The sequence below is a fragment of the Streptomyces sp. NRRL S-378 genome (genome assembly GCF_000720645.1).
GTDB lineage: Bacteria > Actinomycetota > Actinomycetes > Streptomycetales > Streptomycetaceae > Streptomyces.
On sequence record NZ_JOBX01000010.1, the window covers coordinates 1 to 23,689 of the forward strand.

Below are 23,689 nucleotides of genomic sequence, written 5' to 3' on the forward strand. Positions count from 1 at the left end.
GTCCCGGTGGGGCGGGGGGCCGGGTGGGACGCGACGGTCCCGGTGGGGCGGGGGCAGGGTGGGACGCGACGGTCCCGGTGGGACGGGCGCGGCGCGTCCCACCAGCGCTCGGCGGCGGTCAGTGGGAGACGCAGAGCTCGTTGCCCTGGGGGTCCGCGAGGGTGGTCCAGGTGCTGGGGCCCTGGCGGCCCTCGTGGAGGTGCTTCGCTCCCTTGGCGACGAGGCGCTCGACCAGGTCCTTCGGGTCGTCGTCACCGGTGCGCACGTCGAGGTGCACCCGGTTCTTGACGGTCTTGGCCTCGGGGACGAGCTGGAAGAGGATGCGGGGAGCGCCCTCCAGGCCGTCGGGGTGCCGGATCGCCGCGCCCGTCTTCCAGACGAGGGTGCCGCGGTGGGTGGTGGTGTCGTCGTCGGTCGCGTGCCCGGCGGCGATCAGGCCGCGGATGAACTGCTCGTCGCTGGGCTCCACTTCCCAGCCGAGGGCGTCGGCCCACCAGTCGGCGAGCGGGTGCGGGTCGGGCGAGTCGATGGTCACCTGGAACGTGTACGCCATGCCGGGACCCTACTGACCGGGCGTCGGCCCCGCCACAGGAAGGGCTCGTTCACCGCGGCGGGCTCTCCCGGCGGGCCGGGCGCCGGGCGGCCAGGAGGGAGGTGGCCAGGACGGCGACGGTGAACAGCCAGGCGGCCACGGCGATCCAGAGCAGGACCTCCCCCAGCGGCACCAGCCATGCGATGCCGGCCGGGCCCGCGACGGAGAGGCAGGCGGTGGCCGTCATGCCGAGCGGGAAGACCGTGGCCCAGCGCCGGGTGTCGTAGCGCGGCCGGGGGTGGCGCAGTTCGGCGGTGAGGAGGACGGCGTACCAGGCGAGGGACAGGGCGAGCGTGACGAGTGTGACGGTGCGCAGGGCCGTGTGCGCCGAACCCGACCATACGGATGACGCGGTGAGCCTGGAGCCGGCCAGGGCGGAGATGGAGAGGGCCCCGCCGGCCACCCAGTGGTCGCCCGCGCCGCCCACCACCTCGCGCAGGTCGAACCTGAAGAGCGCGGCGACGTACAGCAGCAGGCCGAGGCAGAAGGCGGCCAGCGCCGCCCGGGCCAGCCAGGTCTCCCCGTCGGCCGCGGCGAGGACCGCCGCGAGGACGGCGAGCCCCTGCGTGGCCACGCAGCCGAGGAAGGCGCCTCCGGGCATGCGCCGGCGCCAGTGCCCGAGAACGTTGAACAGAAGGCCCGGCCAGAGCAGAGCCGCCAGCGCGAGCAGGGCGGCGGCCGCGTTCTGCAGGCCGAGCAGGGAGAGGCGGGTGCCGATGACCGTGGTGGCGGCGACGGCCGTCAGGGCGGCCGGGGTGTCGGCCTCGGCATGGAAGCGCCCGCGGTCGCCCATCAGCCGGGCCGTGAAGTCGAAGGCGAGTACGAGCCACAGGGCGACGGCGATGACCAGGGCGATCAGCGACGACGTCTCGTGTCCCGTCATGTGCAGCGCGACGGAGATGATGCCCGTGGCCAGGACGGCGGCTCCCGCCGCCGGCGGGAGCCCGGCCCACCAGCCCGCGCCGGGGAGGATGCTCACCCCTCCAGCGGACCCCACGGGTCGGCGGACCGCCAGCGGGCTGGTCCGACCGGCCCCCGAACCTCGCGCACGGAAGATCCACAGAATGCGCGCGGTGCCCGGACCGGGGTGCTGCCCGGTTCGAGGCTCGGTACGGGACGAAGACCTGCCGGTCCGTCACAGGGGAACGGACCGGCGGGTCCGCGGGTCCCCCCTCGCCTGCGGCGTCGCCGTCGCACCGCCGTCATCTCCGCGGGCGGTTGGCCGGAACTCGCGCTTGTCACGCCTTGTTAGGCCTTCCTAACCTTTGGCTCGCTCGCGCTCGATCACGTTCGCTCACGTCACTCCACGTCCGGCACCACTTCGGGCCCCGTCCCCCACCGCAGGAGCCTCCCCCCATGAACGCACGACTCGACCACGCCCAGCCCTACGCCATCGGCCTGTTCCGCATCGTCACGGGCCTGCTCTTCGCCTCGCACGGGGCGGCTTCCCTCTTCGGCGTCCTCGGTGGCGCCCACGGCGGCGGCACCGTCGCGGCCGGCACCTGGCCCGGCTGGTACGCGGCGGCCATCCAGCTGGTGGCCGGCGGCCTGGTCCTCCTGGGTCTGGGCACCCGGGCGGCCGCTTTCCTCGCCTCCGGTTCCATGGCGTACGCGTACTTCACGGTGCACCAGCCCGATGCGCTGTGGCCGCTGCAGAACGGCGGCGAGGCCTCCGCCATGTTCTGCTGGGCCTTCCTGCTGCTGGTGTTCACCGGGCCCGGCGCGCTGGCGCTGGACTCGCTGTTCGCGTCGCGCACTGCGGGCTCCACCGGGCGCCGCGACGACACCCGCCCGGAGACCGTGACCGCCTGAGGAATCGGTCCTTCGCCGGGCGGCCGGCCGCTAGCCTGGGGCCCATGGACCACATCGACGGGGTGGAGATCGTCGGCTTCCCGGACGCCGGGGCGTTCGAGAGCTGGCTCGCCGAGCACCACACGCGCCAGGAGGGGGTGTGGATCCGGCTCGCCAAGAAGAAGTCCGGCATCCCGTCGGTCACCGATGGCGAGCTCGTCGACATCGGGCTCTGCTACGGCTGGATCTCCGGGCAGCGGCGTTCCCTCGACGAGCTCCATTACCTGCAGAAGTACGTGCCCAGGCGACCGCGGAGCCTGTGGTCGCAGGTGAACGTGGACAAGGTCGCGGAGCTGACCGCCGCGGGCCGGATGCGCGAGCCCGGGCTCGCGGAGGTACGAAGGGCGCAGGCCGACGGCCGCTGGGGCGGGGCCTACGCCTCACAGCGGACGGCGGGGGTGCCGGAGGACCTCGCGGCGGCACTCGAAGCGCGCCCCGAGGCCCGCGCGGCCTTCGAGGCGCTGGACCGGACCGGGCGCTACCTGGTGGCCCTGCCGCTGCTCCAGGCGCTCACGCCGGAGACCAGGCGGGCCCGGCTGGACCGGGCCGTACGGCTGCTGGCGGGCGACGCCCCGCAATGAGCCGGGCGCGGAGCCGCTGATCCGCACGAGGCGGAACAAGGCGTCGGGCCCGGCCTCCCCCGCGGGGGAGGCCGGGCCCGACGGAAGTCCGGACCGCAGCGGGTCAGGACTCCTCGTTGCGCGCCTTCTCGGCCCGCTCCGCGTTCCGCTCCTTGATCCGCACCGCTTCCTTGCGGACCTCGGCCTGGGTGGCCCGCTCCCGCTGGAGCCACTCGGGGGACTCCTGCTTCAGCGCTTCGATCTGTTCGGTGGTGAGGGGCTCCGTGACTCCGCCGCGCGCGAGGCCGGCGATGGAGACGCCCAGCTTGGAGGCGACCACCGGGCGGGGGTGCGGACCGTTGCGGCGAAGCTCCTGGAGCCACTGGGGCGGGTCGGCCTGGAGCGCACTCAATTCACTGCGCGAGACGACACCCTCCTGGAACTCTGCGGGGGTGGCCTCGAGGTACACGCCCAGCTTCTTCGCCGCGGTCGCGGGCTTCATCGTCTGGGTGTTCTGGTGCGACGTCATGAGGTCAAGGGTATCGAGCGTGTGCACGGGTTCCGACCACGCCCGGTAACCTTGCGGGGTGACAGGCTCGGAAGTACCCCAATCGTTCCGGCTCGCTTATGTCCCCGGCGTGACCCCTGCCAAGTGGGTGCGGATCTGGAACGAGCGGCTGCCCGACGTCCCGCTGACCCTCGCCCAGGTCTCCTCCGCCGAGGTGTTCGGCGTCCTGCGCGCCGGTGACGCCGATGCGGGATTCGTCCGGCTCCCGGTCGATCGTACGGACCTCAGCGCGATCCCCCTCTACACCGAGACCACGGTGGTCGTCGTCCCCAAGGACCACGTCGTGGCGGCCGCAGAGGAGATCACCACCGAGGACCTCGCCGACGAGGTCGTGTGGCAGCCCCTCGACGACACCCTCGACTGGGAGAAGCTGCCGGGACAGCCCGCGATCGAGCGGCCCGCCACGACGGCGGACGCGATCGAGCTGGTGGCGGCGGGCGTGGGCGTACTCGTCGTGCCCCAGTCCCTGGCCCGTCTGCACCACCGCAGGGACCTCACCTACCGGACGGTCACGGACGCGCCCACGTCGCGGGTCGCGCTGTCGTGGCCGCAGGCGGAGCCGACGCCCGATCTGGTGGAGGAGTTCATCGGGATCGTCCGCGGCCGGACGGTGAACAGCACGCGGGGCCGTCAGCCCACCCCCGCCCAGCCGAAGGCGAAGCGCAAGCGCCCCGAGGCGGGCACCGCCAAGGGCGGCGCCGCCGGTGCGCGGCGCGGGACCGGGACCGGTGGCGGGGGCGGAAAGTCCGCTTCCGGGAAGTCGGCGGGGAAGAACCAGCGCGGCGGCTCCGGCGGAGCCAAGGGCGGCAGCGGCGCCAGGAGCGGCAAGCCGCGCAAGCGCCCGTAGGCCCGCGACGCGGCCGTCCCGGCGGGCCGGGACCTCGGGGGCGGACCACCGCGGGCGGGCTGACGATAGCGGCTCGTCGGCTCGTCGGCCGTGGTGCCGGGCTGAACCGTCGGGACCGGACGGTCCGCCGACGGCCTGGCCTCGGGGATCCCGATCGCCTCCCGGTGTATGCAGGAGGGATGGATCTCCGGCCGCCGCTCACGCGTCACCACCGGTCCCGGCAGGCGAGCCACGCGCAGCTGGTGGCCCCGTTCGCGCTCATCGCCGTCGTGACGGTGGTCGACGTCCTGGCCCCGCCCGAGGTGCACCTGGGGCCGTTCCTGGCTGCCGCGCCCGCCATGACGGCCTCGTTCGCGGGACCCCGGATGACGGCCTTCGTGGGGCTGGTGGCCGTACTGGCCCAGGTGGTGGTCTCGACGACGCGCACCAGCCTGACCGATCTGAACCACACCTTCCAGATCATCGCGCTCATCATGATCTCGGTCTTCGTGACCTTCTTCGCCCACCTGCGGGAAGTGCACGAGAAGGAAATGGTGCAGCTGCGCACGGTGGCGGAGACCGCCCAGCAGGTGGTCCTGCGGCCGCTGCGCGACCGGATCGGCCCGCTGGGCGTCGCCTCGTTGTACCTGGCCGCGGCGGCGGAGGCCCGGATCGGCGGCGACCTGTACGCGGCCGCCCGTACGGGAACGGGGACACGGCTGATCATCGGCGACGTCCGCGGGAAGGGCCTGGAGGCGGTCGGGGACGCCGCGCTCGTCCTCGGCGCCTTCCGGGCCTCCGCCCACCAGGAGACCGAGCTGACCGGCCTGGTGGACTACCTGGAGGCGGCGGTCTCCGCGGACCTGGACGGCGGGGACCAGGGCGAGAGCTTCGTGACCGCGGCCGTGCTGGAGATTCCCGACGACGAGCCGGTGCTGCGCCTGGTCAGCTGCGGACATCCGCCGCCGCTGGGCCTCGCCGGGCTCGTGAGCTCGACCGTCACCGCCCAGACCTTCCCCTTCGGGCCGGGAGACGTCCTGCTCCTGTACACGGACGGCGTTCTGGAGGCCCGCGACCGGGCGGGCACCTTCTACCCCCTCGCGGAGCGCGTCGCCGCGTGCGGCGGCATGCCCCCGCAGGCCCTCCTGGACCACCTGTGCGGCGACCTCCTCGCGCATGCGGCCGGGAACACCCTGGACGACGACGCCGCGATGGTCGCGGTCCGGCGGACCGCACCGCCCTGATCCGCTCCCGGCCGGTGCACGCCGTCCGGGGTTTGCCAGAATCGGATCATGCTGACCATCGGGACGATCGTCATGGGCGCCGCGGACGTGCGGCGGGCCGCGGAATTCTGGTCCGGGGCGCTGGGCTACGTACCCCGCGACGGCGAGGTGGACGAAGGCTGGACCGTCCTGGTCCCGGCCGACGGCGGCGGGCCCGGGCTGGCGCTCGGGCGCAGCACCACGCCCGTTCAGGAGCGCCCCCGCGTCCACCTCGACCTGTACGCGGCGGACGCGGCCGAGCAGGCGGCGGAGGTGGCACGCCTGGTGGCCCTGGGGGCCCGGCACGTGGAGTGGGACTCCTACCCGGAGGACCCGGACTTCGTGGTCCTGGCGGACCCGGAGGGCAACCGCTTCTGCGTGATCGACGCGACCCACGGCTGACGCCCACCGCCCCCTGGCCCAACACCCTTTGGGCCGGCTCTCGTTGCTCCCACATCAAGCCGGCGTACGGCCCCTAGCGGGGTTCCAGGGCGGCCTGGCGGCAGGCGCCGGCGGCGGCGCCGCCGGGGACCCCGGCCTCGGTGAGGCCGTTCACGCAGCCCTGGAGGTCTCCGACCACACCGCGACCACAGGCCGCCGTGACGGCGTCGGTGGTTTCCGTTCCGGCCTGGGCGGCCATCTGCGTGCAGGCGGGAATGTCCGCCGTGGCGGCCGGGGCCGCGGCGGCGATGCCGCCGAGCGTCAGGATCAGGCCGGTGAGCACCCCGGCGGTTCGGATGGGCCTTCGCATGGAACACACCTCGCACGCGGTCGTTTCCGTGCCCCCCTCCACCGTACGACCAGCGGCACCGCCGCACACCGCAGACATCTCGGAGACGACCTTCGGTACACGTGCCTGGGGGTCAAACTTCGCCGAGCTCCGGCAGGAAGCTCACGCGTGCCTGATCACGCGGGTCCCCGGCCTCGCCGAGCGTCCTGTGGTCCGCCGCAGCCCCGCAACGCCGCTTCCTGATGTCCCGCTTTCCCCTTCCTTAAGCGGAACCTAAGGCTCATCAGGAGCGCACCGAAACGAACGAATGTCCGTTTCGGTGCGGCTAGCGTGCTGCCCGCAACCCCAACTCCCCAGTAACACAGAGGCAGGCACGCACATGGGCAGCACAGTCGGTCACCGGCGCAGGACGAGTCGTACGGCGAGGGTCACGGGCGCGATCGTGGCGGCGGCGGTGATCGGCGGTGCGGCCTTCGCGCTGACCGGGACCGCCCACGCCGGTTCCGTCGGGGCCGTCTACACGAAGTCCAGCTCCTGGAGCGGTGGTTACACCGGGCAGTACGTCATCACCAACAGCTCCGGCCAGGCCCGGTCCGGCTGGACCCTGGAGTTCGACCTGCCGGCCGGCACGAAGATCGACTCGCTCTGGAACGGCACCCACACCGTCGCGGACCGGCACGTCACCGTGAAGCCCGCCGGCTGGAACGGGGAGTTGGCGGCCGGCGCCTCCGTCACCGTCGGCTTCGTCGCGAGCGGCTCCGGCGCCCCGGGCGACCCCACGGGCTGCCGGATCAACGGGGTGAAGTGCTCCGTGGACCAAGGCGCGACGGCCCAGCCGAGCGGGCGCCCCACCGCCCGTCCCACCGCCACCGCCGCCCCGACCACGGCTCCGACCGCGGCGCCCACCTCCGCCGCGCCGACCCGGACCGCCTCGCCCTCCCCCACGGCGACCGCCCCCGCCCCGGTCGGCGGTGGCGCCCGCTTCGCCCCGTACGTGGACACCTCGCTGTACCCCGCGTACGACCTGCTCGACACCGCGGCGCAGACCGGCGTGAAGGAGTTCCACCTCGCCTTCATCACCTCCGGCGGCGGCTGCGCACCGCTGTGGGGCGGCGTCACCGACCTGGCGAGCGACAGGGTCGCCTCCCAGATCGGTGCACTGCGCGCCAAGGGCGGCGACGTCCGCGTGTCCTTCGGCGGTGCCGCCGGGCACGAACTCGCCCTGAACTGCGCCACCGTGGACGAACTGGCCGCCGCCTACGGCAAGGTCGTCGACCACTACAAGCTCACCAAGGTCGACTTCGACATCGAGGGTGCGGCCCTGCCGGACACCGCCGCGAACGCGCGCCGTGCGCAGGCCATCGCCAAGCTCCAGAAGTCCCACCCGGGTCTGGACGTGGCCTTCACGCTGCCCGTGATGCCCGAGGGCCTCACCCAGCCGGGCGTGGCTCTGCTGGCCGACGCCCGGAAGAACGGCGTCCGTGTCGACGCCGTCAACATCATGGCGATGGACTACGGTCCGGCGTACAGCGGGGACATGGGGCAGTACGCGATCCAGGCCGCGACGGCCACCCAGGCCCAGATCAAGGGTGTGCTCGGGCTCTCCGACGCGGCGGCGTGGAAGGCCGTGGCCGTCACACCGATGATCGGCGTCAATGACGTGACCAGCGAGATCTTCACCGTGGCGGACGCGACGCAGCTGGTGGAGTTCGCGGCGTCGAAGGGCATCGGAAGGCTGGCCATGTGGTCCTCGACGCGCGACAAGCAGTGCGCGGCGGGAGCGGTCAACCACGCGGACGCCACCTGCAGTTCGATCCTCCAGCAGCCGCTCGCCTTCACCAGGGCGTTCGCCGCCCTCAAGTAGCGGACGTCCTGGCCGTCCTGGGCCGGATCAGGCCAGGATGCCCGCACGCGTGGCGATGTCGAGTGCCACGTCGACGCGCGGTGCGGGGCGGCCCTCGGTGGTACCGGGCGCGGTCAGCAGGGCCGTCACCGCGTCCGCGTCGGCCTTGCCGTCCCGTACGAGCACCGCAAACCGGTCGACGAGCTCGGCGAGGGCCCGCACGTGTACGTGGGGGCCCTCGAAGGAGGAGGCCGTGAGCCCGAGGAACTCCTCGTGCGAGCCGACCCAGGGGGCGGCTCCCTCCAGCCCGTCCTCGCGCACCTCCTCCGGGTAGGGGATGCGGTGCCAGGCGTCGTCCTCCCACCAGTAGACGAAGCCGAAGAGGTTGCCGTCGGCGTCGTCCCGCAGGAGGTCCCAGGGCAGCCAGTCGGGCCCGCCCGCCAGGAAGTCGATCTGCTCGCCGCCGACGTGGGTGTGGCTGCCGTCGGGGTCCTGGCCGCAGAACACCGCGCGTCCCCCGTCGAACACGCTCAAGCGCCACCAGCCACCGGCGCCGGTGCTGTGGCACCACAGACCGTCCTCGTCGAGGGCGAACTCGGTGCCGGTGGAACAGGCGGCGTCGACCATGGCCATGATGGCGGCCCTGGCCCACAACAGCTCGGGGTGGTCGAGGTCTTCGGGCCGGCTCGGGGTGTGCATCGTGTGATCTCCTTCCGGGTGCCGGGCAAGCCTCGCACGCCGCAGGAGGCGGGGCCGGACGGGGGTCCGCCGCGGGCAACTCCTCCCGCACGGACACCGCGCCGGCGCGCCGTGCCGCCGTGCGCCTTCTCCGGGCGCGGTGTCCGTGGGCCACGAGGCACGGGCGGGCAGCCTGACCGGTGCCGGACCGCGGGTACCGCCCGCACAGAGCACAGGCCGTCCGCCGGGAACGCACCGACCGCGCGGCGCGGTGGGGGGCGGCCGCCGCCATCCGGACCGGCTCCCGAGGGATCGCGCCATGTGCCCTTCGGGGCAATTCCCTTGCGGGCAAGCCGGGTTACCGTCCGCCCATGTTTCCGAACCCGCGAACTCATGCAGCCGTACCGCCCAGTCGACGCGCCCTGCTGCGCACCGCCGTCGTCGGCACGGCCACTGCGGCGGGGGCCGGCCTGGCGCTCGGCCCGACCGCTCCGGCCCTCGCCGCCTCCACACCCTCACGGGACCTCGACGGCGCCGAACCCGTCCGCACGCCCGAGCAGGCGCTGCGCCGCCTGGCGGCCGGCAACCACCGTTGGCGGACCCGGCACCAGCAACACCCGCACGAGTCCGCGTCCCTGCGCCGCAGGCTCGTCCAGGGGCAGCACCCGTTCGCGGTGGTGCTGGGCTGCGTCGACTCGCGCGTCTCACCCGAACTGGTCTTCGACCAGGGGCTGGGAGACCTGTTGACCGTCCGGTCGGCGGGCGAGGTGCTGGACGAGGCCGTGCTGGGGAGCATCGTGTACGGGGTGCTGGAGCTGCGCGTCCCCCTGGTGCTCGTACTGGCCCACCAGTCCTGCGGTGCCGTCGCCGCGGCGGTCCACGCGGACGAGACGGGCGAACAGCTCCCGGCTCACATCCGCTACCTGGCCGATCAGATACGGCCGTCCATCGACCGCGCCCAGTACGGCGAGGCGCGGGTCGACGCGACGGTCAACGCGCACGTGCGCGGCGTCCGCCGCCGCCTGGCCGCCGAACCCGACCTCGCGGGGAAGGTGGCGACGGGTGAACTGGCCGTGGTCGCCGCCCGCTACGAGCTGCGCGACCAGCACGTACGCACCCTGTCCTGACCCGCGCCGACGTACGGCCCGTCCCGGCCGGGGGTCCGGCCGGGACGGGCGCGGTACTACGACCTTCAGGTGTTGATGCAGGTGTTGCCCGCGGCGGGGTTGAGCGCGCCGATCAGGTTGATGCTGTTTCCGCACACGTTGATCGGAATGTGGATCGGGATCTGGACGACGTTGCCCGAGAGGACGCCCGGCGAGCCGACCGCGTAGCCCTCCGCGACGGAGTCCGCCGAGGCCGAGGACGCACCGCCGATGACCGCCAGGCCCATCACCAGGGCGAGGCCCGCACTCTTCCAAACACGCGACACGTGGAATCTCCTTGTCGTGCAGGACGGTGCCGGAGCACCGCACGGCCCCGAGGGGGGCCGCCTCTCCTTCTTCGGCAGCCGACCACCGCCGACCGAAGTCCGGACGGCCCCGTTCCCTCGAAGAGGTGTCCCCCGCGCCCTCCGTTTGGAGGTATCCGCGCCCGCCGCTCCTCCCGCACCGCACAGGTGCCGCTCCCCGGCCCGGATTCACCGGCCGACGGGACCCCTGTCCACGCGTGGGATCACCGTGATCGAGGGGAAAGCATGACCGACCGGGACGCCGACCTTCCGGCGATCGGCACGGGGCCGGCGCATCTGGCACTCGCACTGACCACCGAGAAATCAGACACACCCGAACTCGCCGACCACACCCTGCTCCTGGAACAAGGACCCGGTGCCCAAGGGCAACGCGACTCCTCGTGCCGTGGGCCCGCGGCCGGGTCTCCTCCCCCAAGGATCTCCTCACCCACCGCTTCGCCACCCCACCACCACCAAGAGGGCCCGACGGAGCGGACGTTGGCGTCCCGTCCGGTCCGACCGCCAGCGGTGACCTGCGGACCGCGGGCGGCGACGTGCTCTTCGGGTCGGGCGTGTACCCGACGCAGAACGACATCGTGACGACCGGGCGGAGACGGGGAGTTGGGCCGGGGGAGCGGCACCCGCTCCGCCGAGCAGGCCGAGGGGACCCTCGCCGCTGCCGGCATCGAGCCTGACGGGTTCGCCCGCTTCGGCGACCGGTACGTCAAGACGGTCCGGGCGGGTGCGGCACATCTTCGAGCGGCTGCACGGCAGGGGCCAACTCCGCCTGCGGCAGGTGCTGTTGCGCTACGCGCCGTGCACGGGCGAGTCCTTCACGGACGTCTGCGTACGACGGCTGCCCGGTGTGCCCCGCCGACGGGTGCGCCGGCCCGTGCGAGAACTGCGGTCCCTGGATCGCCTCCGGCGACCTGATCGCACCGCGTTCGACACTGCACCCGAGGACCCGGTCGAACCGCGCGGGCACCTGGTGCTGGTACTGCCGCTGGACGAGCACCGTGAGGCGCTCACGGCGTACTCCGCCCGGCAGAGCGCGACGGTGCGGCCCGGCCTGGCGCAGGTGTGCGCCGTACGCACGCACTTCACCGTCGAGGCGCGCCGCCGGCCGAGGCGGTCACCGCCGGCCTCGCACGGCTCGACCGCCGGCCGGGCAGCGGCGTCCCGACGGCTGGGGGCTCACCCCGTACCCGTGGGGCGGGGCGACGACCGGGTGGCGGGCCGGACCGGCCGGACTGGCGTACTGCGTACTGCGTACTGCGGGGCACTGTGGCGCCCACTGGCCGCGGCTCGTCGACATCAAGGAGCAGGTGGACCCGGACGGCTCCTTCACCCTGGGGCAGGCCCTCGGGACGTGACGCGGGGGCCGCGCAGAGCATGGTCAACTCCGTTCCTCACCCCGCCACTTCACCGAGCCAGGGAGGGCGGCGGTGTCCGGCGGGGAGGGGCTGCGGTGCCGGGCGGCCTGCGGGGGCCGCGCTCGACACGCCGGCCGCCGCGCCCTCGCACGCGTCGATCGGTGACTCATAGTCACGAGTACTGTAGTTTCGATCACGCAGCGCTGTCATGTCGCGCCGTGCACCTTCCCCTCCGTACCGATCACGAGGAGCTGCCGGTGATCGAACGACTCTGGCTCCAGCCACCCCTCGCCTTCGCCCGTCTGGGCCCCTCCCCCGTACCCTGCGACAACTACCGCTACGGACCGAGCGACCTCACACCGCGCGGCACGGGCAAGACCACCGTCCTGCCGGACCTGACGCTGGACCTCGACGAGGACGGCAATCTCAGCGAGCGCCCCTCGGAACGGGTGCAGTTCAAGGACGACGTCGGCTGGCGGCCGGTGTGCCCCTACTTCGAGGTGCACGGCGCATGGACCATCGACGGGGAGTCCGGCACGGGCCCGGTGACCGAAGAGCTGCTGACGCGCTCCGGACTGCGTCCGGAGGACGTCCGCTGGGAGGTCTCCGTCGCGAACCTCAAGGCGCACCACATCACCCGGCAGGACGGTGACCGGATCGAGGCCCTGGTCTCGCTGAGCGGCGACGACCACCGGCGGCACGTCCTCGAAGGGCGGTCGCCGCAGGACGCCGATCGGCCCCTCGTCCCGGCCGGGGAGGTCCTGCCGCTCGGTTCCGTCCAGCTCCCCGCGCCCAATGCCGAGCTGCCCGAACTGCGGCTGCGGTTCACCCCGGGGGTGGGGGCCGTCTACGGCCCGCGGGGCCTCGACCCCGCCAGCGGTTACGAGCCTCCGGTGGAGCGGCTGATCCTCAACCCCGAGGCGGCCTGGTGTGGATTCAGGGTCGGCAGCGCCGACTTCCGGACCACCCCCGGTCTGCTCTTCGCCGGTGCCGAGAACGGGTGGCGCAGCGTCGGCCTCGTGGACGACGTCTGCGACGGCACCGTGACCGTGTCGCTCCCGGCCGCCGGGCTGACGGCCACCGCACGGATCGTGGCGGCTCCGCCCCGTTTCTCCCCGGACCGCCGGCCCTTCGTCTCCCTGGCCGACGGGCTGGCCGACCGCGTCCAGCGCGCGGACGTCCACCGGCCCGACTACCTGGAGGACGAGAAGCAGACCGCCCAGGAGGTGCGCGACCTGTTCGAACGGGTCCTGGAAACGATGGGCGCGGTCAACGTGGACGTCCAGAACGAGCGGTCGGCCGCGGAGAACGCGGGCCTGGCCGGCTACCTGGACCTGGCGCCGGCCGACGCCCGCGCCATGACCTTCGATCCCCCCGAGCCCCTGCTCGGCCTGCTGCTCGGGCTCACCGAGCGGGGACGGCGCCGCCATCGCCGGTTCGTGGCCCTGGAGGTGCTGGAAGACATGATCCGGGAACAGCCCGATCTGATCCGCAGACAGGTCCGCGCACCCGCCCGGGCGGGCGGCGAGGGCGGCATCACCCTGGACTCCCCGCGGTTCTACGACCGGCAGATGCCCAGCAACATGCGCGGCTCCGACGCCTACCCGATGCATCTGACGCGCCGGCAGTACGACCTCCTGGTGCGCTGGGCCGCGAAGCTGCGCGAGGACACGGAGCCGGAGTCGTGACCGTACTGCTCCAGATCGGCCGGCGGCCCCCGGATCCCCCACCGGAGGGACGCCCCGGGCCCGTCCCCGGGCCGCCCCCGGTCTCCGCGGAGGCCAAGGTCTTCCGCAGCGCCCACGGTGCCCACCTGTTCGTGGCGGACGGCAGCCGCGTGTACGACCTGCCCGAGCCGCTCGCGGGCCGGCTGGAACGGTGGACGGCCGCACCGGACGCCTCCCTGCCGGACCTCGCCCGGGACCTGGGCCTTCCGCTGTGGTCACGGCCCCGGATCGACGGCACGCCCGCCGAACCTCCGCCGCTGGCCTCGCTCTCCCTCAACGTGATGCAGGCGTGCAACCTGAGCTGCGGGCACTGCTACGCCGACGAGGGGCGCTTCGGCGGATCCGCCCGCTCCATGCCACGGCACACCGCCCGCGCGGCGGTCGACCGGCTACTGGCGGAGGCGGCACCCGGGGCGGACGTGGTGGTCGGCTTCATGGGCGGCGAGCCGCTCCTCGCCCGCGCCCTGGTGCACGACGTGGTCCGGTACGCGACGCGGGCCGCCGCCGAGGCCGGCAACCCTGTGCGGTTCTCCCTCACCACCAATCTCACCACCGTGCGGCCGCAGGACGCCCGGCTGTTCGCCGCGCACCCGTTCACCGTCACCGTCAGCCTCGACGGCGACCGGACCGGGCACGACGCACTGCGGCGAGCGCCGGGCGGCGCCAGCGCGTACGACCGGCTGCGTGCCGGCCTGGACGTACTGACCCGGCACGGCCGCCCGCGCCACCTGTCCGCCCGGGTCAGCGTCACCCCGCAGACCGGACGGCTGGTCGACGTGCTGGAGCACGGCATCGGTCTCGGCTTCGACGAGGTCGGCTTCGCCGCCGTGGTCAGCGCCCCCGACCCCGCGTACGAGGTCACCGCGCGGGCCTTCGACGGCTTCCTGGAACAGATGGTGGAGTGCGGGGAGCGCGCTCTGCGCGAACTGTCGGCCGGCCGGAGCTACCCCTTCGGGAACTTCCTGACCGCCATGCGGGAGCTGCACCGGGGCACCCACCGGCCGTACCCGTGCGGCGCCGGCGCCGGCTATCTCAGCGCCTCGGCCGAGGGCGGCCTGTACGCCTGCCACCGGCTCGTCGACGATCCGGCCTTCGCGATGGGCTCGGTCGCCGAAGGACCGGACGGGGATGCACGGCGGCGCCATCTGGCGACCGGGCACGTCGACCGGGCGGAGCCGTGCCGCTCCTGCTGGGCCCGGTACCTGTGCGGGGGCGGCTGCTACCACGAGGTGAGCCGGCGCGGCCGGCCCGGCTGCGACTACATCCGCGGCTGGCTGGCCTTCTGTCTGCGGGCCTACGTCGAACTGTCCCAGGCCGCGCCCGAGTTCTTCCGGCTGCCCCCAGAGTCCGCCGCCACCACCGCCGGGGCCACCGGCCTCGTCTGAAGGAGCCGTCCATGCCCGACCTCCCACCCCCCGCGGGGAAGTTCTTCCCCCGCAACCTCACCGCCCGCGCCGACTACCAGGTACGAGGCAATCCGTCCGGCAGCCGGCCGGAGAGCGGCGTCGACAACTGCTTCCCGGGTCTGGAATTCGACCAGCGCAACCTGGACACCGCCTTCTTCCCCGGCCTGCGGGTCGACTTCCACCGCTCCGAAGGCGCCCGGGTCCTGTCCGCGGCCGGCGGCCTCCCGTTCCCGGAGGGCCTGGTCGACGCCGACGTGAGCGACGACCTCCGGCCGCTGTACGTACGGGCCCTGTGCGGGCGCACCACCGTGGACCAGACCGAGGAACGGGCCGTCACGGTGGACTGCACCGGCATGGACGGCCTGGACGTGTGGCGGCGCGTCCACGACCTGCTGCCGGGGCGGATCGCGGTACTGGTCGGGCCGCTGCCCGACCGCAACTACCCCGGCCCGCCCCTCGACGAGGTGCGCGAACTCAACGACCTGCGGCTCAACAGCCGGGGGTACGTGCGGCGCGGCGGGAACGACGAGGTGGAGGTCGCCCTGCTCGTGGCGGACAGGGCCCGCTACCTGGACGACGACGGGGTGATCGAGCCCTCGGCCTACCTGCCCGGTGAGCTGACCCGCAGCCTGTGCGCACCGTGGCAGTACGACTTCCGCGACTGCGGCTGCTACTACTGGGCGGCCTCCAAGCCGGACGTGACCAGCAGCGCGGACGGGTCCGTCCCGGAGGTCAACTTCCTGCGCAGGGACCGCAGCGAGCCCCCCGCCCCCGACAAGTCGAGCGACATCGGTTCGCAGCGAACGGACCTGGAGCTGACCTACGGGGACCTCGTGCGTGACTGGAACGTCCTCCCCGTCGTCCTCGACGACCGCGAGCAGCCCGAGCCGGACGTCGAGGGGCGCGCCCACGCTCCGAGGCCGGCGCGCGCCGGCCGCAGCGGCGACCCCGACGGGATGACGCCCGGTCAGGTGGCCGACAAGCTGACGGAACTGGCCGGTGTGGAGCACGCGCTGTGCGTGGAGTACCTGTACGCGCACTACTCGCTGAACGCTCCGATGCGGCTGCCGGCCAGCGCCGACGAGCTGACCCGCCGCGCCCATGCCGCAGGTCAGGAGGTGTTCTCGGTCGCCGTGGACGAGATGCGGCACCTGCGGTGGGTCAACGAGGCGCTCGACATGCTCGGCCGGCGGCCGGTCCTGGACCGTGCGCAGGAGATCAAGCGCGAGACGGTGCACCGGTTCGGCCTGGAGCCACTGACGCTCCAGCGGCTGCAGTGGTTCGTGGACGTGGAGGCCCCCAGTCAGAGCTCCAGCGCCGACTCCGACGATCCGAGCACCGTCGACGGCATGTACGTCGAACTGCACGCGGCCCTGGTGAAGCACGGGGACCGGTTCCACGACGCCGACCGGCTCACCCACCTGATCAAGTTGATCATCGACGAGGGCAACGACCACTGGCACCGGTTCCGCGCCGTCCAGCGCCACCTGGCCGGCCTCACCGAGCAGCAGTTCCTGCGACCGCTGGCCACCACGACCACGGACGAGACCGACCTGGAGCTGCTCAACCGCAGCGACGAGGGCTACGCGCTCCTGATGGGGACGCTCCGGGAATCCTTCGCGCGACGCGACACGGCGGGGGGTGAGCTGATGCGGCGCAGCCGTCTCGTGATGCAGAACATGCACGAGACCAACCACGAGCTCGCGGCGCGCGGGGTGGGTCCCCGGTTCACCCTGCCGCCCATGCTCCGGCCGCGGCCGGTTGCGCTCGAGAACGCCGAAGTCCCTTGGGCCGACGGCCAGTTCGTTCGGGAGGCGTCGGCGGCGGCGGAGCGGGCGCGGGAGGCGATCGGGGTGCTCGGGAACCGGTCGGTCCGGGAGATGGCCATCCGTCACCAGACCGACACCGAATCGCTGATCGCCCTCCTCGCCCGGCTCGACGGGGGCGTGCCGCAGCGCACCGAGACCCCGTCCGGCCTGCCCGGTGGCGGCGGGTGACCCTCGTCGAGGTCGCGGGCTCCGGGCTCGCGGAACTCACCTGCGCGCGATTGCTCGCCGACCGAGGACACCGGGTCCGGTTGGCTCCGCCCCGGCCGCCCGCGCCACCCGCGCAGCCCGCGGGGGCGGCCGGGGCGGGGGCCGGAGCGCGGCCCCTCCTGCTGACGGGGCCCACCCTGGAGCTCGTCGGCCGGCTCTGGGGCGACGGGCTGCTCGACGGCGGCTGGCCGCTCACCCACCGCCACGCGCGGTGGGGGGCGGGGCCGTCACCGGCCCGGTTCCCGCAGCCCGGGCGGTCGGTGGACGGTGCGGTGCTGGCCGCCCGGATGCGGGAGCGGCTGGGTGCCGGGGACCTCTCCGGGGAACCGCCCGCGTGGACGGTGACGGCTACCCCCGGCGAGCGGGCCGCGCACGAACAGGCCGGACGCCGACGGCTGCTGGCCGGCACCGCTCCCGTGCGGCGCCCGCGCGACCAGGACACGGCCCGGCTGGACTGCACCGGACTGGGCTGGCTCCACCTGACGCCGCTCGGCAGGGACGTGTGCCTGGTGCAGGCGATGGTGCCCGGGCCGGCCGGGGATCCGGCCGGGCTGCTCGCACGGCTGCTGGCCGAGTCCGCGCTCGGGACCCGGCTGCGCCGACCGCCCGGTACCGCGGTGGCCCTGGCCGCGGCGCCCCGGGTCCATCTCGCCCCGGCGGTACCGCCCGTGGCGGGCCGCGGCGGCCTGCTGGTCGTCGGAGCGGGCGCCCTGCGGCAGGACCCGATCAGCGGCACCGGCACCGCGCAGGCGCTGCGTACGGCGATCCTGGCTGCTGCGGTGATCGACGCGGCCGCGGCCGGCACGTCCGCGCGTGCGCTGTGCGCCCACTACACGAACCGGCTGCGGGCGGCCTTCCACGACCATCTGGGCACCTGTCTGCGGCTGTACCCGGCGGCCTTCGGTTCCGCGGACTGGTGGGACGAGATCGACGCGATGCGCCGGGCCCTGCGGGGCGGCGCGGCGGGTACGCTTCCGGGTCGACCGGACCGTGCCGTCCCCGAGCCCGCACAGGAGCCAGCACCCTGATGATCTCCCTCCGCGACGTACGCGACAGTGACCTGCCCGCCTTCTGGGAGCAGCTCTCCGACCCGGCGGCGCGGCACGTGGCCGCGGTCACCCGGGACCACCACTACGACCGGGTGCTCTTCGAGAGCCACTGGGCGCGGGTCCGCTCGGACCCCGGCGTCCTGGTGCGCACGGTGCTGGCCGATGACGACGTGGTGGGGCACGCCGCGGTGTACGGGCCGCCGGACGAGCGGGAGGTCACGTACTGGATCGGCCGGGAGCACTGGGGCCGCGGCATCGCCACAGCGGCGCTCGCGGCGCTGGTCGGCCTGGAGGGCACCCGTCCGCTGCACGCCCACGCGGCGGCCGACAACGCCGGGTCGATCCGGGTGCTGGAGAAGTGCGGCTTCGTCGTCACCGGGCACGGGCGGGGCTTCGCGCGGGCCCGGGACGGCGAGATCGACGAGGTGCACCTCACCCTGGCCTGAGCACCGGCCGGGGCCGCGCGCGGCGGCACCCGGTCCGGGTCGACCGGACCGGGTGCCGCCGCGCCCTCGTGTCACGCGGGCTGCGTCACGCGGGTTTCTGCGACCAGCTCGCGCACAGGGCCCAGATGATGAACACGTCGATCGCGATGATGATGATCGACCACCACGGCTGGTAGGGCAGCCACAGGAAGTTCACGATGATGCTCAGGCCGGCGAGGGCGATGCCCGCGCCCCTGGCCACGTTGGAGCCGAGGAACAGGCCCACTCCGGTCAGGACGACGACGAGTCCGACGATGAGGTGGATCCAGCCCCACGCCGTCAGGTCGAATTCGAAGACGTAGCTGCCGAGGCGGGCGTACACGTCGTCCTCGGCGATGGCCGCGATGCCCTGGAAGATCGCGAGGCATCCGGTCACGACGAGGAGCACGGCGGCGAAGAACGTGCCGACCGCCCCTCCGGTTCCGTCGCCGCCGCTGGACAGCGGTGTGGTGCCCGGCGCGGGGCCGGTATTCCAATTTCCCCCGGTCGGTGTCGACTGGCCCATCGAACTCACCTCACAGTTGGCGGTACCGCGCCGGGCACACTTCGCAGTGTCGTCCGGCCGACGGCTTCTCGTGATCACCCGAAGCGGGTGGTCCTCCCTTCCGGGTCGGGGACGGGTGCGGCGTCAGGCGGGGACCTGGCGCATTTCGAGCACCCGCAGGCCCAGGGACTGGAAGCGCGTGAGGAGCCCGTACAGGTGTGCCTCGTCCGCCACGATGCCGAGGAGGAGCGTCTGCTCGCGGACCGGGATCCGGTCGAGCTCGGGGAAGTTCGCGGCGAGTGTGTCCGGCACGACGCCCGAGATGCGGAACTCGTAGCGCATGAGAGCACTCACTTCTCTCCGAAGGAAGACTTCAGGTGCCTTGCGCTGCCATCATCGGCCCGGGTCCCGGCGCCCCGCATCGCCCGGTACGGGCGAGAGGGCCGGGCGTCAGAGCAGACCGATGTCCTGTGCCCGGTGGACGGCGTCGCTGCGCCGGGTGACGCCGAGCTTGCGGTAGATGCTCTTCAGGTGGGTCTTGACCGTGTTGGCCGACACGTACAGCTCGGCCGCGATCTCCTCCGTGGAGAGCATCCGTGCCGCTTGGCGCAGTACGTCGGTCTCCCGCGCGCTGAGCGCCTCCACCACGGGCGGCGGACCCTCTGCCGGGGTGCCGGCGCGACGGCCGACCGGACTGCCGCGGGGCGGTACCGGCCGGGGGGCCTCCCGCAGGTTCCGGCGCACCCAGGGCCCGCCCTCGGCGAACGGCCGGCGCAGCCCCTCCGGCCGGGCGAGCTCCACGGCCTCGGCCAGCCTCCGGTGCGCCTCTGCGGTGTCGCCGCCGGCCGCGGCGATCCGGGCCCTGAGCAGACACGCGCCGACCCTGACCGGCAGCGTGAGGCCGCCGTCCGCGGGCAGGGCCGCCAGCTCCCGCGCGGCGGACTCGGCACGACCGGCCGCCATCAGGGCGCGGGCGCGGGCCAGCGCGTGCTCGGGCCGCCCGGACGGTGCGGCGTCCAGCACGCGCAGGGCCGCGGCGGCGTCACCGCCGGCCAGGTGCGCGGCCGATGCGGCCACGGCCAGCTCGTCCGCCGCCCAGGCCCGGGCCGGCAGTGCCGTCCCCGCCGGCCGCGGGCCGGTGAGGAGGGCGAGCGCGGCCTCGGCGTCGCCCTCGGCCGCCGCGATCCGGGAGCCGATGACGGCGGCCCCCACCGCGACGGCGGGTTCGGGGCGGGGCCCGGCGGCTGCGGTCGCGGTCGCCAGGTCCAGGTGGGAGCGGGCAGCCGGCAGGTCGTCCTGTTCCAGGGCGACACCCGCCAGGACCAGGTGGGCGGTACCGGACCGGCGCTCGGGCGGGAGGGCCGACTGCTCGGCGACGGCGAGGGACGCCCGGGCGTGTGCGGCGGCCTGCCGGAGCCGGCCGCGCACCAGTTCCGTGAGGGCCAGCGAGCCGAGCGCGTCGCAGAGCGGCGGGTACAGCGCCGCGAGTTCCGTTCCCGATGCCGTGCCCGGCTCCGTTCCCGGCCGCGTTCCAGGTCCTCCGCAGGCCTCGACCGCGGCCGTGAGGGCGCTCTGCGCGCCGTCGAGCCGTCCGGCGCCGAGCCGCACCGCGCCGAGGGCCGCCAGGCACAGGGCGCGGACCTCCGGGTGCGCGGCGACCAGCGGGGCCGGCAGCTCGCCGAGCACGCGCTCGGCGTCGGCCGCCGCCCGCTCGGTGGCCACCGGGTCGCCGGTCGCACGGCCGGCGAGCACCCCGAGGAAGGCCCGGCTGAGCCGGGCGGCCGCGCCGGATCCGGGGCCCAGCTGGGAGTCCGCGCGCCGCACCGCGTCCTCGTAGCCGGGGAGGTCCTGTACGACGAGCCGGACGGCCGCGCCGACCAGTGCGGGGGCCGCGCCCTCAGCCTCGGCCGGCAGCGGTGCGAACGCCCGGTTGAGCTGCTCCGCCTCCAGGCCTGTGAACAGCCGGCCGATCGCCAGGGCGTCGACGAGCTGCCCGGCGGCGAACGGCCAGTCACCGGCGGCCGCGCCCTGGACCACGGCTTCCGTGAGCCGGCCGGTGCCGGCGAGCCAGCGTGCCGCCCGCGCGTGCAGCTGCTGCTCGAGTCCCGGGTGACGCTGGCGCAGGTGGGCGCGGAGGACCTCGGCGAACAGGGGGTGCAGCCGGTACCAGGTCGACGCGTCGACCTGCTCCAGGAACGCGTTGTCGCGGGCCAGACCGGCGAGCGTCCGGGCGGCGTCGTCGCGGCCGGTCAGCGCGTCCGCGAGGTCGGGGTGGACGCGGTCCGTCACGCAGACGCGCAGCAGCAGGTCCTGGGTGTCCGGCGGCTGCGCGTCGAGGACCTCCCCCAGCAGGTAGTCGGCGATCGTGGTGCGGTCGGCCGCGAACTGGCGGACGAAGGTCTCCGGGTCGGGGCTGCGCTGCATCGCGAGGGCGCACAGCCGCACCCCCGCGGCCCATCCTTCCGTCCTCTGCATGAGGAGCCGGATGCCGTCCTGTGAGAGGTCCAGCCGGTGCTCGCCCAGCAGGGCCTCGGCGTCCGCGTGGGTGAACCTGAGGTCGGCGTGCCGGATCTCCGCGATCTCCCCGGCAGCCCGGTAACGGTGGAGCGGGAGCAGGGAGTCCGTGCGGCTGGTGAGCACGATGCGCAGTCCTCCGGCGGCGTGCCGGAGGACGAAGTCCAGTCCGTCCGTCATGGCGGGCGGCTGGGCCGTGTCGAACTGGTCGAGCACGAGGACCACGGGCTGCGCGGACTCGGCCAGCCCCGCCGCCAGGCGGACCAGGAAGGACTGGGTCACCCCCTCGGCGCGGGTCGGCCTGCCCACGGCTGCGGGTATCTCGACGCCGCCCCGGTGCAGGGCTTCCAGGACGTACGCCCAGAAGACGCCGGGGGCGTCGTCGGGTTCGACGGTCAGCCACAAGGGGGGCCGTGGAGCGCGACGGGCGGCCGCGGCCCAGTGGGCGGTGAGCACCGTCTTGCCCGAGCCGGCCGGACCGTTGATCAGGGTGAGCGGGCCCCGTACCCCGGCCGTCAGGCGTCTGAGCAGCTCGGGCCGGTGGACGAGGGTCTTCGGCACGGCCGGTGCGGTGAATCGGGCCGTGAGCATCGGATCGCTCTGCGGTCGGGCCACAGCCTCCACTCAAGCCGTGAACGGTCGTGATCACCACTCGTGTCACCCCGTCCGGGGGAGGTGCGGGGGCGCTGCGCAGGGATGGCGGGCTCACCGCGGGGTGGGGGCGGGCTCTCTGCGGGGTGGCGGCGGGTCGTCGGGAGTGCGCAGGTGCTGGGCCAGCTGGGACTCGTGGGCCAGTACGTATCCCAGGGCGACGCCCATGGTGACGACGACGAAGAACATGATCAGCCAGGACAGGACGACGAAGACGAGCCCGAGGCCGCCGAACTGCTGGAGGCTGTGGTTCATGGCGCGGGGCATGTAGAACCGGGAGCCCCAGCTGATAAGGCTCGCCCCCACCGCGACCAGGACCGCGCCGGGCAGCAGGGGCAGCCACGCCACCCGGCCGCCGAGCAGGAGGTGCTGGGTCCACCACCACAGCAGGATGCCGCTGATCAGCGCGACGACCGCGCCGAGGACGGGGCCGGCCCCGAACGCCTGCTGGATGGGCCCCTGGAACAGCAGGGCCGTCAGCCAGACCAGCAGCCAGGCCACCCAGCGCCAGGCTGCGAGCCGGGCGCCCGCCTTCGGCAGGTGCCACGCGCGCTCGCAGGTTCGCTGGAGTGCGCGGCTGCAGGCGGTCGCGGACAGCAGGGTGACCACGACACCCACCGCTCCGGTACTCGCGAGGGTCGTCGTGTCCTCGCCGCTGTTCTGCACCACCGAGCGGATCTGGTCCAGTGCCGGGCCGGTGAGGCCCAGGGTCCCGCTGATGGTGTCCACGAGCTGTTTGCGCATCCAGTCGGGTGCGAGGGCCCCGATGACGAAGAGGGCGGGGATCGCACCGAGGAAGGCCTGCGCGGCCAGCCGGGTCGCGCAGTCCAGCAGGTTGACGCGGGCGAACTGTTCGAGGATCCGGCCCAGGAACGGCGTGTACTTGCGCATCCAGCCCGGCATGGTGAAGCGGGGCGGCTTGTCACGCGGTTCCGACACGGTGACGGCTCCTTCCGCGGACGGCGCCTGTCGGCTGCGGTTGCCCTCCATGAGAAGGATGGGTCAGCGCCGGGTGTCCGGCACGTCGGCGGGGCCGCCCGCGCGGAAAAGGAGCGCGGTCGCCGGAGCTCCTCGCCTACGATCCAGGCCGAGCCCCTTGAGAGAAGGACCGATGGAGATCATCTTCCGGAAGCTCCCGGACAACCGGCACGACCTCGAGGTCCGCGACCGGCGCGGACCGGACGTGCGGCTGATGTCCCAGGCGACGGGTCCGACCATGCCGCACGACCTCGTGCACGCGGCGGTCGAGAGCGCGCTCGCGATCACCGACGGGTTCTGGGGAGCCATGGCGCGGGGCGCCACCTTCGAGGGGTTCGAGAGGGCGGCCCCGACCCGCCACCGCCGGTCGGGGATGAAGATCCTGCGACGCGGCGGTGAGGCCGTGATGCGGGCGGAGCTCTCCGTCAACTGGGCCTACCGGGTCTGGTCCGGCCTGAGCACGGAAGGCCGGGGGGTGGGCCGGAGCCCGCTGGACGACCATCAGGTCGCCCTGGCCTGCGCGGCGCTCGACCGTGCCGCCGAGCGCTGGTCCGGGGTGGCGGAGGGCGCAACCCTCACCTGGCGCTGGTGAGGACCGGGCCGCGGCCGGGCGGCTTTCCCGCCCG

General features: G+C 74.0%; 23 protein-coding genes. 13 read left to right on the forward strand and 10 right to left on the reverse strand.

Features of this window, described 5'->3' with window-relative positions; genetic code table 11:
• Nucleotides 1–118 precede the first annotated feature (118 nt).
• Together IH80_RS0109060 and IH80_RS0109065 are read right to left on the reverse strand one after the other, a co-directional pair.
• Entirely contained in the window at nucleotides 119–553 is a 435-nt protein-coding gene (locus tag IH80_RS0109060; protein ID WP_030959069.1) for a VOC family protein, read from the reverse strand.
• A gap of 49 nt (nucleotides 554–602) precedes the next feature.
• Nucleotides 603–1,571, reverse strand: a complete 969-nt coding sequence (locus tag IH80_RS0109065; RefSeq protein WP_030959070.1) for a tellurite resistance/C4-dicarboxylate transporter family protein — start codon at nucleotides 1,569–1,571, stop codon at nucleotides 603–605.
• A gap of 377 nt (nucleotides 1,572–1,948) precedes the next feature.
• Between IH80_RS0109065 and IH80_RS0109070 the strand changes: the two genes are divergently transcribed.
• Together IH80_RS0109070 and IH80_RS0109075 are read left to right on the forward strand one after the other, a co-directional pair.
• A complete protein-coding gene (locus tag IH80_RS0109070; protein ID WP_030959071.1) occupies nucleotides 1,949–2,404 on the forward strand; it encodes a DoxX family protein in 456 nt (151 codons plus the stop codon).
• 44 nt (nucleotides 2,405–2,448) lie between these two features.
• Complete coding sequence (locus IH80_RS0109075) at nucleotides 2,449–3,024, forward strand: YdeI/OmpD-associated family protein (RefSeq protein WP_051808975.1); 576 nt, start codon at nucleotides 2,449–2,451, stop codon at nucleotides 3,022–3,024.
• Nucleotides 3,025–3,127: 103 nt separating this feature from the next.
• Here IH80_RS0109075 and IH80_RS0109080 read toward each other — a convergent pair whose 3' ends face one another.
• The gene (locus tag IH80_RS0109080) at nucleotides 3,128–3,532 is read right to left on the reverse strand and encodes a DUF5997 family protein (protein ID WP_030843394.1); all 405 of its coding nucleotides are present in this window, start codon (nucleotides 3,530–3,532) and stop codon (nucleotides 3,128–3,130) included.
• 58 nt (nucleotides 3,533–3,590) lie between these two features.
• On the opposite strand from IH80_RS0109080, the gene IH80_RS0109085 reads away from it, so the two are divergent.
• From IH80_RS0109085 to IH80_RS0109095, 3 genes are all read left to right on the forward strand, one after another.
• Entirely contained in the window at nucleotides 3,591–4,418 is an 828-nt protein-coding gene (locus IH80_RS0109085) for a LysR family transcriptional regulator substrate-binding protein (protein ID WP_030959075.1), read from the forward strand.
• Nucleotides 4,419–4,597: 179 nt separating this feature from the next.
• Nucleotides 4,598–5,641, forward strand: a complete 1,044-nt coding sequence (locus IH80_RS0109090) for a PP2C family protein-serine/threonine phosphatase (protein ID WP_030959076.1) — start codon at nucleotides 4,598–4,600, stop codon at nucleotides 5,639–5,641.
• A 48-nt stretch (nucleotides 5,642–5,689) separates the two neighbouring features.
• Nucleotides 5,690–6,061 (forward strand): VOC family protein, encoded by a 372-nt coding sequence (locus IH80_RS0109095; RefSeq protein ID WP_030959077.1) that lies wholly within the window; start codon nucleotides 5,690–5,692, stop codon nucleotides 6,059–6,061.
• 73 nt (nucleotides 6,062–6,134) lie between these two features.
• Here IH80_RS0109095 and IH80_RS0109100 read toward each other — a convergent pair whose 3' ends face one another.
• Nucleotides 6,135–6,410: a hypothetical protein gene (locus tag IH80_RS0109100; RefSeq protein ID WP_030959078.1), complete on the reverse strand. Its 276-nt coding sequence runs from the start codon at nucleotides 6,408–6,410 to the stop codon at nucleotides 6,135–6,137.
• Nucleotides 6,411–6,768: 358 nt separating this feature from the next.
• Between IH80_RS0109100 and IH80_RS0109105 the strand changes: the two genes are divergently transcribed.
• Nucleotides 6,769–8,253 carry a cellulose binding domain-containing protein gene (locus IH80_RS0109105; RefSeq protein WP_030959081.1) on the forward strand — a complete coding sequence of 495 codons (1,485 nt, stop codon included), beginning with the start codon at nucleotides 6,769–6,771 and terminating at the stop codon, nucleotides 8,251–8,253.
• Between the two features lie 27 nt (nucleotides 8,254–8,280).
• Here IH80_RS0109105 and IH80_RS40680 read toward each other — a convergent pair whose 3' ends face one another.
• On the reverse strand, nucleotides 8,281–8,931 hold the full coding sequence (locus IH80_RS40680; RefSeq protein ID WP_051808977.1) for a hypothetical protein: 651 nt from the start codon (nucleotides 8,929–8,931) through the stop codon (nucleotides 8,281–8,283).
• Between the two features lie 350 nt (nucleotides 8,932–9,281).
• Between IH80_RS40680 and IH80_RS0109115 the strand changes: the two genes are divergently transcribed.
• Nucleotides 9,282–10,037 carry a carbonic anhydrase gene (locus tag IH80_RS0109115; RefSeq protein ID WP_030959083.1) on the forward strand — a complete coding sequence of 252 codons (756 nt, stop codon included), beginning with the start codon at nucleotides 9,282–9,284 and terminating at the stop codon, nucleotides 10,035–10,037.
• Between the two features lie 65 nt (nucleotides 10,038–10,102).
• Here the strand turns inward: IH80_RS0109115 and IH80_RS0109120 are convergent, their stop codons facing one another.
• Nucleotides 10,103–10,342, reverse strand: a complete 240-nt coding sequence (locus IH80_RS0109120; protein ID WP_030843411.1) for a chaplin — start codon at nucleotides 10,340–10,342, stop codon at nucleotides 10,103–10,105.
• 1,648 nt (nucleotides 10,343–11,990) lie between these two features.
• On the opposite strand from IH80_RS0109120, the gene IH80_RS0109130 reads away from it, so the two are divergent.
• From IH80_RS0109130 to IH80_RS0109150, 5 genes are read left to right on the forward strand one after another with little or no spacing between them, the layout of a single operon-like run.
• A complete protein-coding gene (locus IH80_RS0109130; protein WP_030959087.1) occupies nucleotides 11,991–13,421 on the forward strand; it encodes a hypothetical protein in 1,431 nt (476 codons plus the stop codon).
• Complete coding sequence (locus IH80_RS43610; RefSeq protein WP_051808979.1) at nucleotides 13,418–14,845, forward strand: radical SAM/SPASM domain-containing protein; 1,428 nt, start codon at nucleotides 13,418–13,420, stop codon at nucleotides 14,843–14,845. Before IH80_RS0109130 ends, IH80_RS43610 begins: the two co-directional genes overlap by 4 nt.
• A gap of 11 nt (nucleotides 14,846–14,856) precedes the next feature.
• On the forward strand, nucleotides 14,857–16,863 hold the full coding sequence (locus tag IH80_RS0109140; RefSeq protein ID WP_030959091.1) for a ferritin-like domain-containing protein: 2,007 nt from the start codon (nucleotides 14,857–14,859) through the stop codon (nucleotides 16,861–16,863).
• Nucleotides 16,860–17,930: a hypothetical protein gene (locus IH80_RS0109145; RefSeq protein ID WP_030959092.1), complete on the forward strand. Its 1,071-nt coding sequence runs from the start codon at nucleotides 16,860–16,862 to the stop codon at nucleotides 17,928–17,930. The genes IH80_RS0109140 and IH80_RS0109145 overlap by 4 nt, the downstream gene beginning before the upstream one ends.
• On the forward strand, nucleotides 17,930–18,397 hold the full coding sequence (locus IH80_RS0109150; protein WP_030959093.1) for a GNAT family N-acetyltransferase: 468 nt from the start codon (nucleotides 17,930–17,932) through the stop codon (nucleotides 18,395–18,397). Before IH80_RS0109145 ends, IH80_RS0109150 begins: the two co-directional genes overlap by 1 nt.
• Before the next feature lie 85 nt (nucleotides 18,398–18,482).
• On the opposite strand, the gene IH80_RS0109155 is transcribed toward IH80_RS0109150, so the two are convergent.
• The 4 genes from IH80_RS0109155 to IH80_RS0109170 form a co-directional block, all read right to left on the reverse strand.
• Nucleotides 18,483–18,941, reverse strand: coding sequence for a DUF7144 family membrane protein (locus tag IH80_RS0109155; protein WP_030959096.1), 459 nt, complete (start codon nucleotides 18,939–18,941; stop codon nucleotides 18,483–18,485).
• A gap of 123 nt (nucleotides 18,942–19,064) precedes the next feature.
• Nucleotides 19,065–19,262 (reverse strand): hypothetical protein, encoded by a 198-nt coding sequence (locus IH80_RS0109160; protein WP_030662027.1) that lies wholly within the window; start codon nucleotides 19,260–19,262, stop codon nucleotides 19,065–19,067.
• Between the two features lie 108 nt (nucleotides 19,263–19,370).
• Nucleotides 19,371–22,025, reverse strand: coding sequence for a LuxR C-terminal-related transcriptional regulator (locus IH80_RS0109165; protein WP_063757265.1), 2,655 nt, complete (start codon nucleotides 22,023–22,025; stop codon nucleotides 19,371–19,373).
• A gap of 114 nt (nucleotides 22,026–22,139) precedes the next feature.
• Complete coding sequence (locus IH80_RS0109170) at nucleotides 22,140–23,024, reverse strand: YhjD/YihY/BrkB family envelope integrity protein (RefSeq protein ID WP_234432170.1); 885 nt, start codon at nucleotides 23,022–23,024, stop codon at nucleotides 22,140–22,142.
• A 172-nt stretch (nucleotides 23,025–23,196) separates the two neighbouring features.
• On the opposite strand from IH80_RS0109170, the gene IH80_RS0109175 reads away from it, so the two are divergent.
• On the forward strand, nucleotides 23,197–23,655 hold the full coding sequence (locus IH80_RS0109175) for a hypothetical protein (protein ID WP_030959100.1): 459 nt from the start codon (nucleotides 23,197–23,199) through the stop codon (nucleotides 23,653–23,655).
• The last annotated feature ends 34 nt before the right edge of the window (nucleotides 23,656–23,689 follow it).

What these genes read in the sequence shown, in the direction of transcription:
- IH80_RS0109175 (WP_030959100.1), top strand. Translation starts at nt 23,197, where the DNA reads ATGGAGATCATCTTCCGGAAGCTCCCGGACAACCGGCACGACCTCGAG.
- IH80_RS0109160 (WP_030662027.1), bottom strand. Translation starts at nt 19,262, where the DNA reads ATGCGCTACGAGTTCCGCATCTCGGGCGTCGTGCCGGACACACTCGCC.
- IH80_RS0109070 (WP_030959071.1), top strand. Translation starts at nt 1,949, where the DNA reads ATGAACGCACGACTCGACCACGCCCAGCCCTACGCCATCGGCCTGTTC.
- IH80_RS0109095 (WP_030959077.1), top strand. Translation starts at nt 5,690, where the DNA reads ATGCTGACCATCGGGACGATCGTCATGGGCGCCGCGGACGTGCGGCGG.
- IH80_RS0109080 (WP_030843394.1), bottom strand. Translation starts at nt 3,532, where the DNA reads ATGACGTCGCACCAGAACACCCAGACGATGAAGCCCGCGACCGCGGCG.
- IH80_RS0109060 (WP_030959069.1), bottom strand. Translation starts at nt 553, where the DNA reads ATGGCGTACACGTTCCAGGTGACCATCGACTCGCCCGACCCGCACCCG.
- IH80_RS0109075 (WP_051808975.1), top strand. Translation starts at nt 2,449, where the DNA reads ATGGACCACATCGACGGGGTGGAGATCGTCGGCTTCCCGGACGCCGGG.
- IH80_RS0109165 (WP_063757265.1), bottom strand. Translation starts at nt 22,025, where the DNA reads ATGCTCACGGCCCGATTCACCGCACCGGCCGTGCCGAAGACCCTCGTC.
- IH80_RS0109155 (WP_030959096.1), bottom strand. Translation starts at nt 18,941, where the DNA reads ATGGGCCAGTCGACACCGACCGGGGGAAATTGGAATACCGGCCCCGCG.
- IH80_RS40680 (WP_051808977.1), bottom strand. Translation starts at nt 8,931, where the DNA reads ATGCACACCCCGAGCCGGCCCGAAGACCTCGACCACCCCGAGCTGTTG.
- IH80_RS0109150 (WP_030959093.1), top strand. Translation starts at nt 17,930, where the DNA reads ATGATCTCCCTCCGCGACGTACGCGACAGTGACCTGCCCGCCTTCTGG.
- IH80_RS0109105 (WP_030959081.1), top strand. Translation starts at nt 6,769, where the DNA reads ATGGGCAGCACAGTCGGTCACCGGCGCAGGACGAGTCGTACGGCGAGG.
- IH80_RS0109090 (WP_030959076.1), top strand. Translation starts at nt 4,598, where the DNA reads ATGGATCTCCGGCCGCCGCTCACGCGTCACCACCGGTCCCGGCAGGCG.
- IH80_RS0109100 (WP_030959078.1), bottom strand. Translation starts at nt 6,410, where the DNA reads ATGCGAAGGCCCATCCGAACCGCCGGGGTGCTCACCGGCCTGATCCTG.
- IH80_RS0109115 (WP_030959083.1), top strand. Translation starts at nt 9,282, where the DNA reads ATGTTTCCGAACCCGCGAACTCATGCAGCCGTACCGCCCAGTCGACGC.
- IH80_RS0109140 (WP_030959091.1), top strand. Translation starts at nt 14,857, where the DNA reads ATGCCCGACCTCCCACCCCCCGCGGGGAAGTTCTTCCCCCGCAACCTC.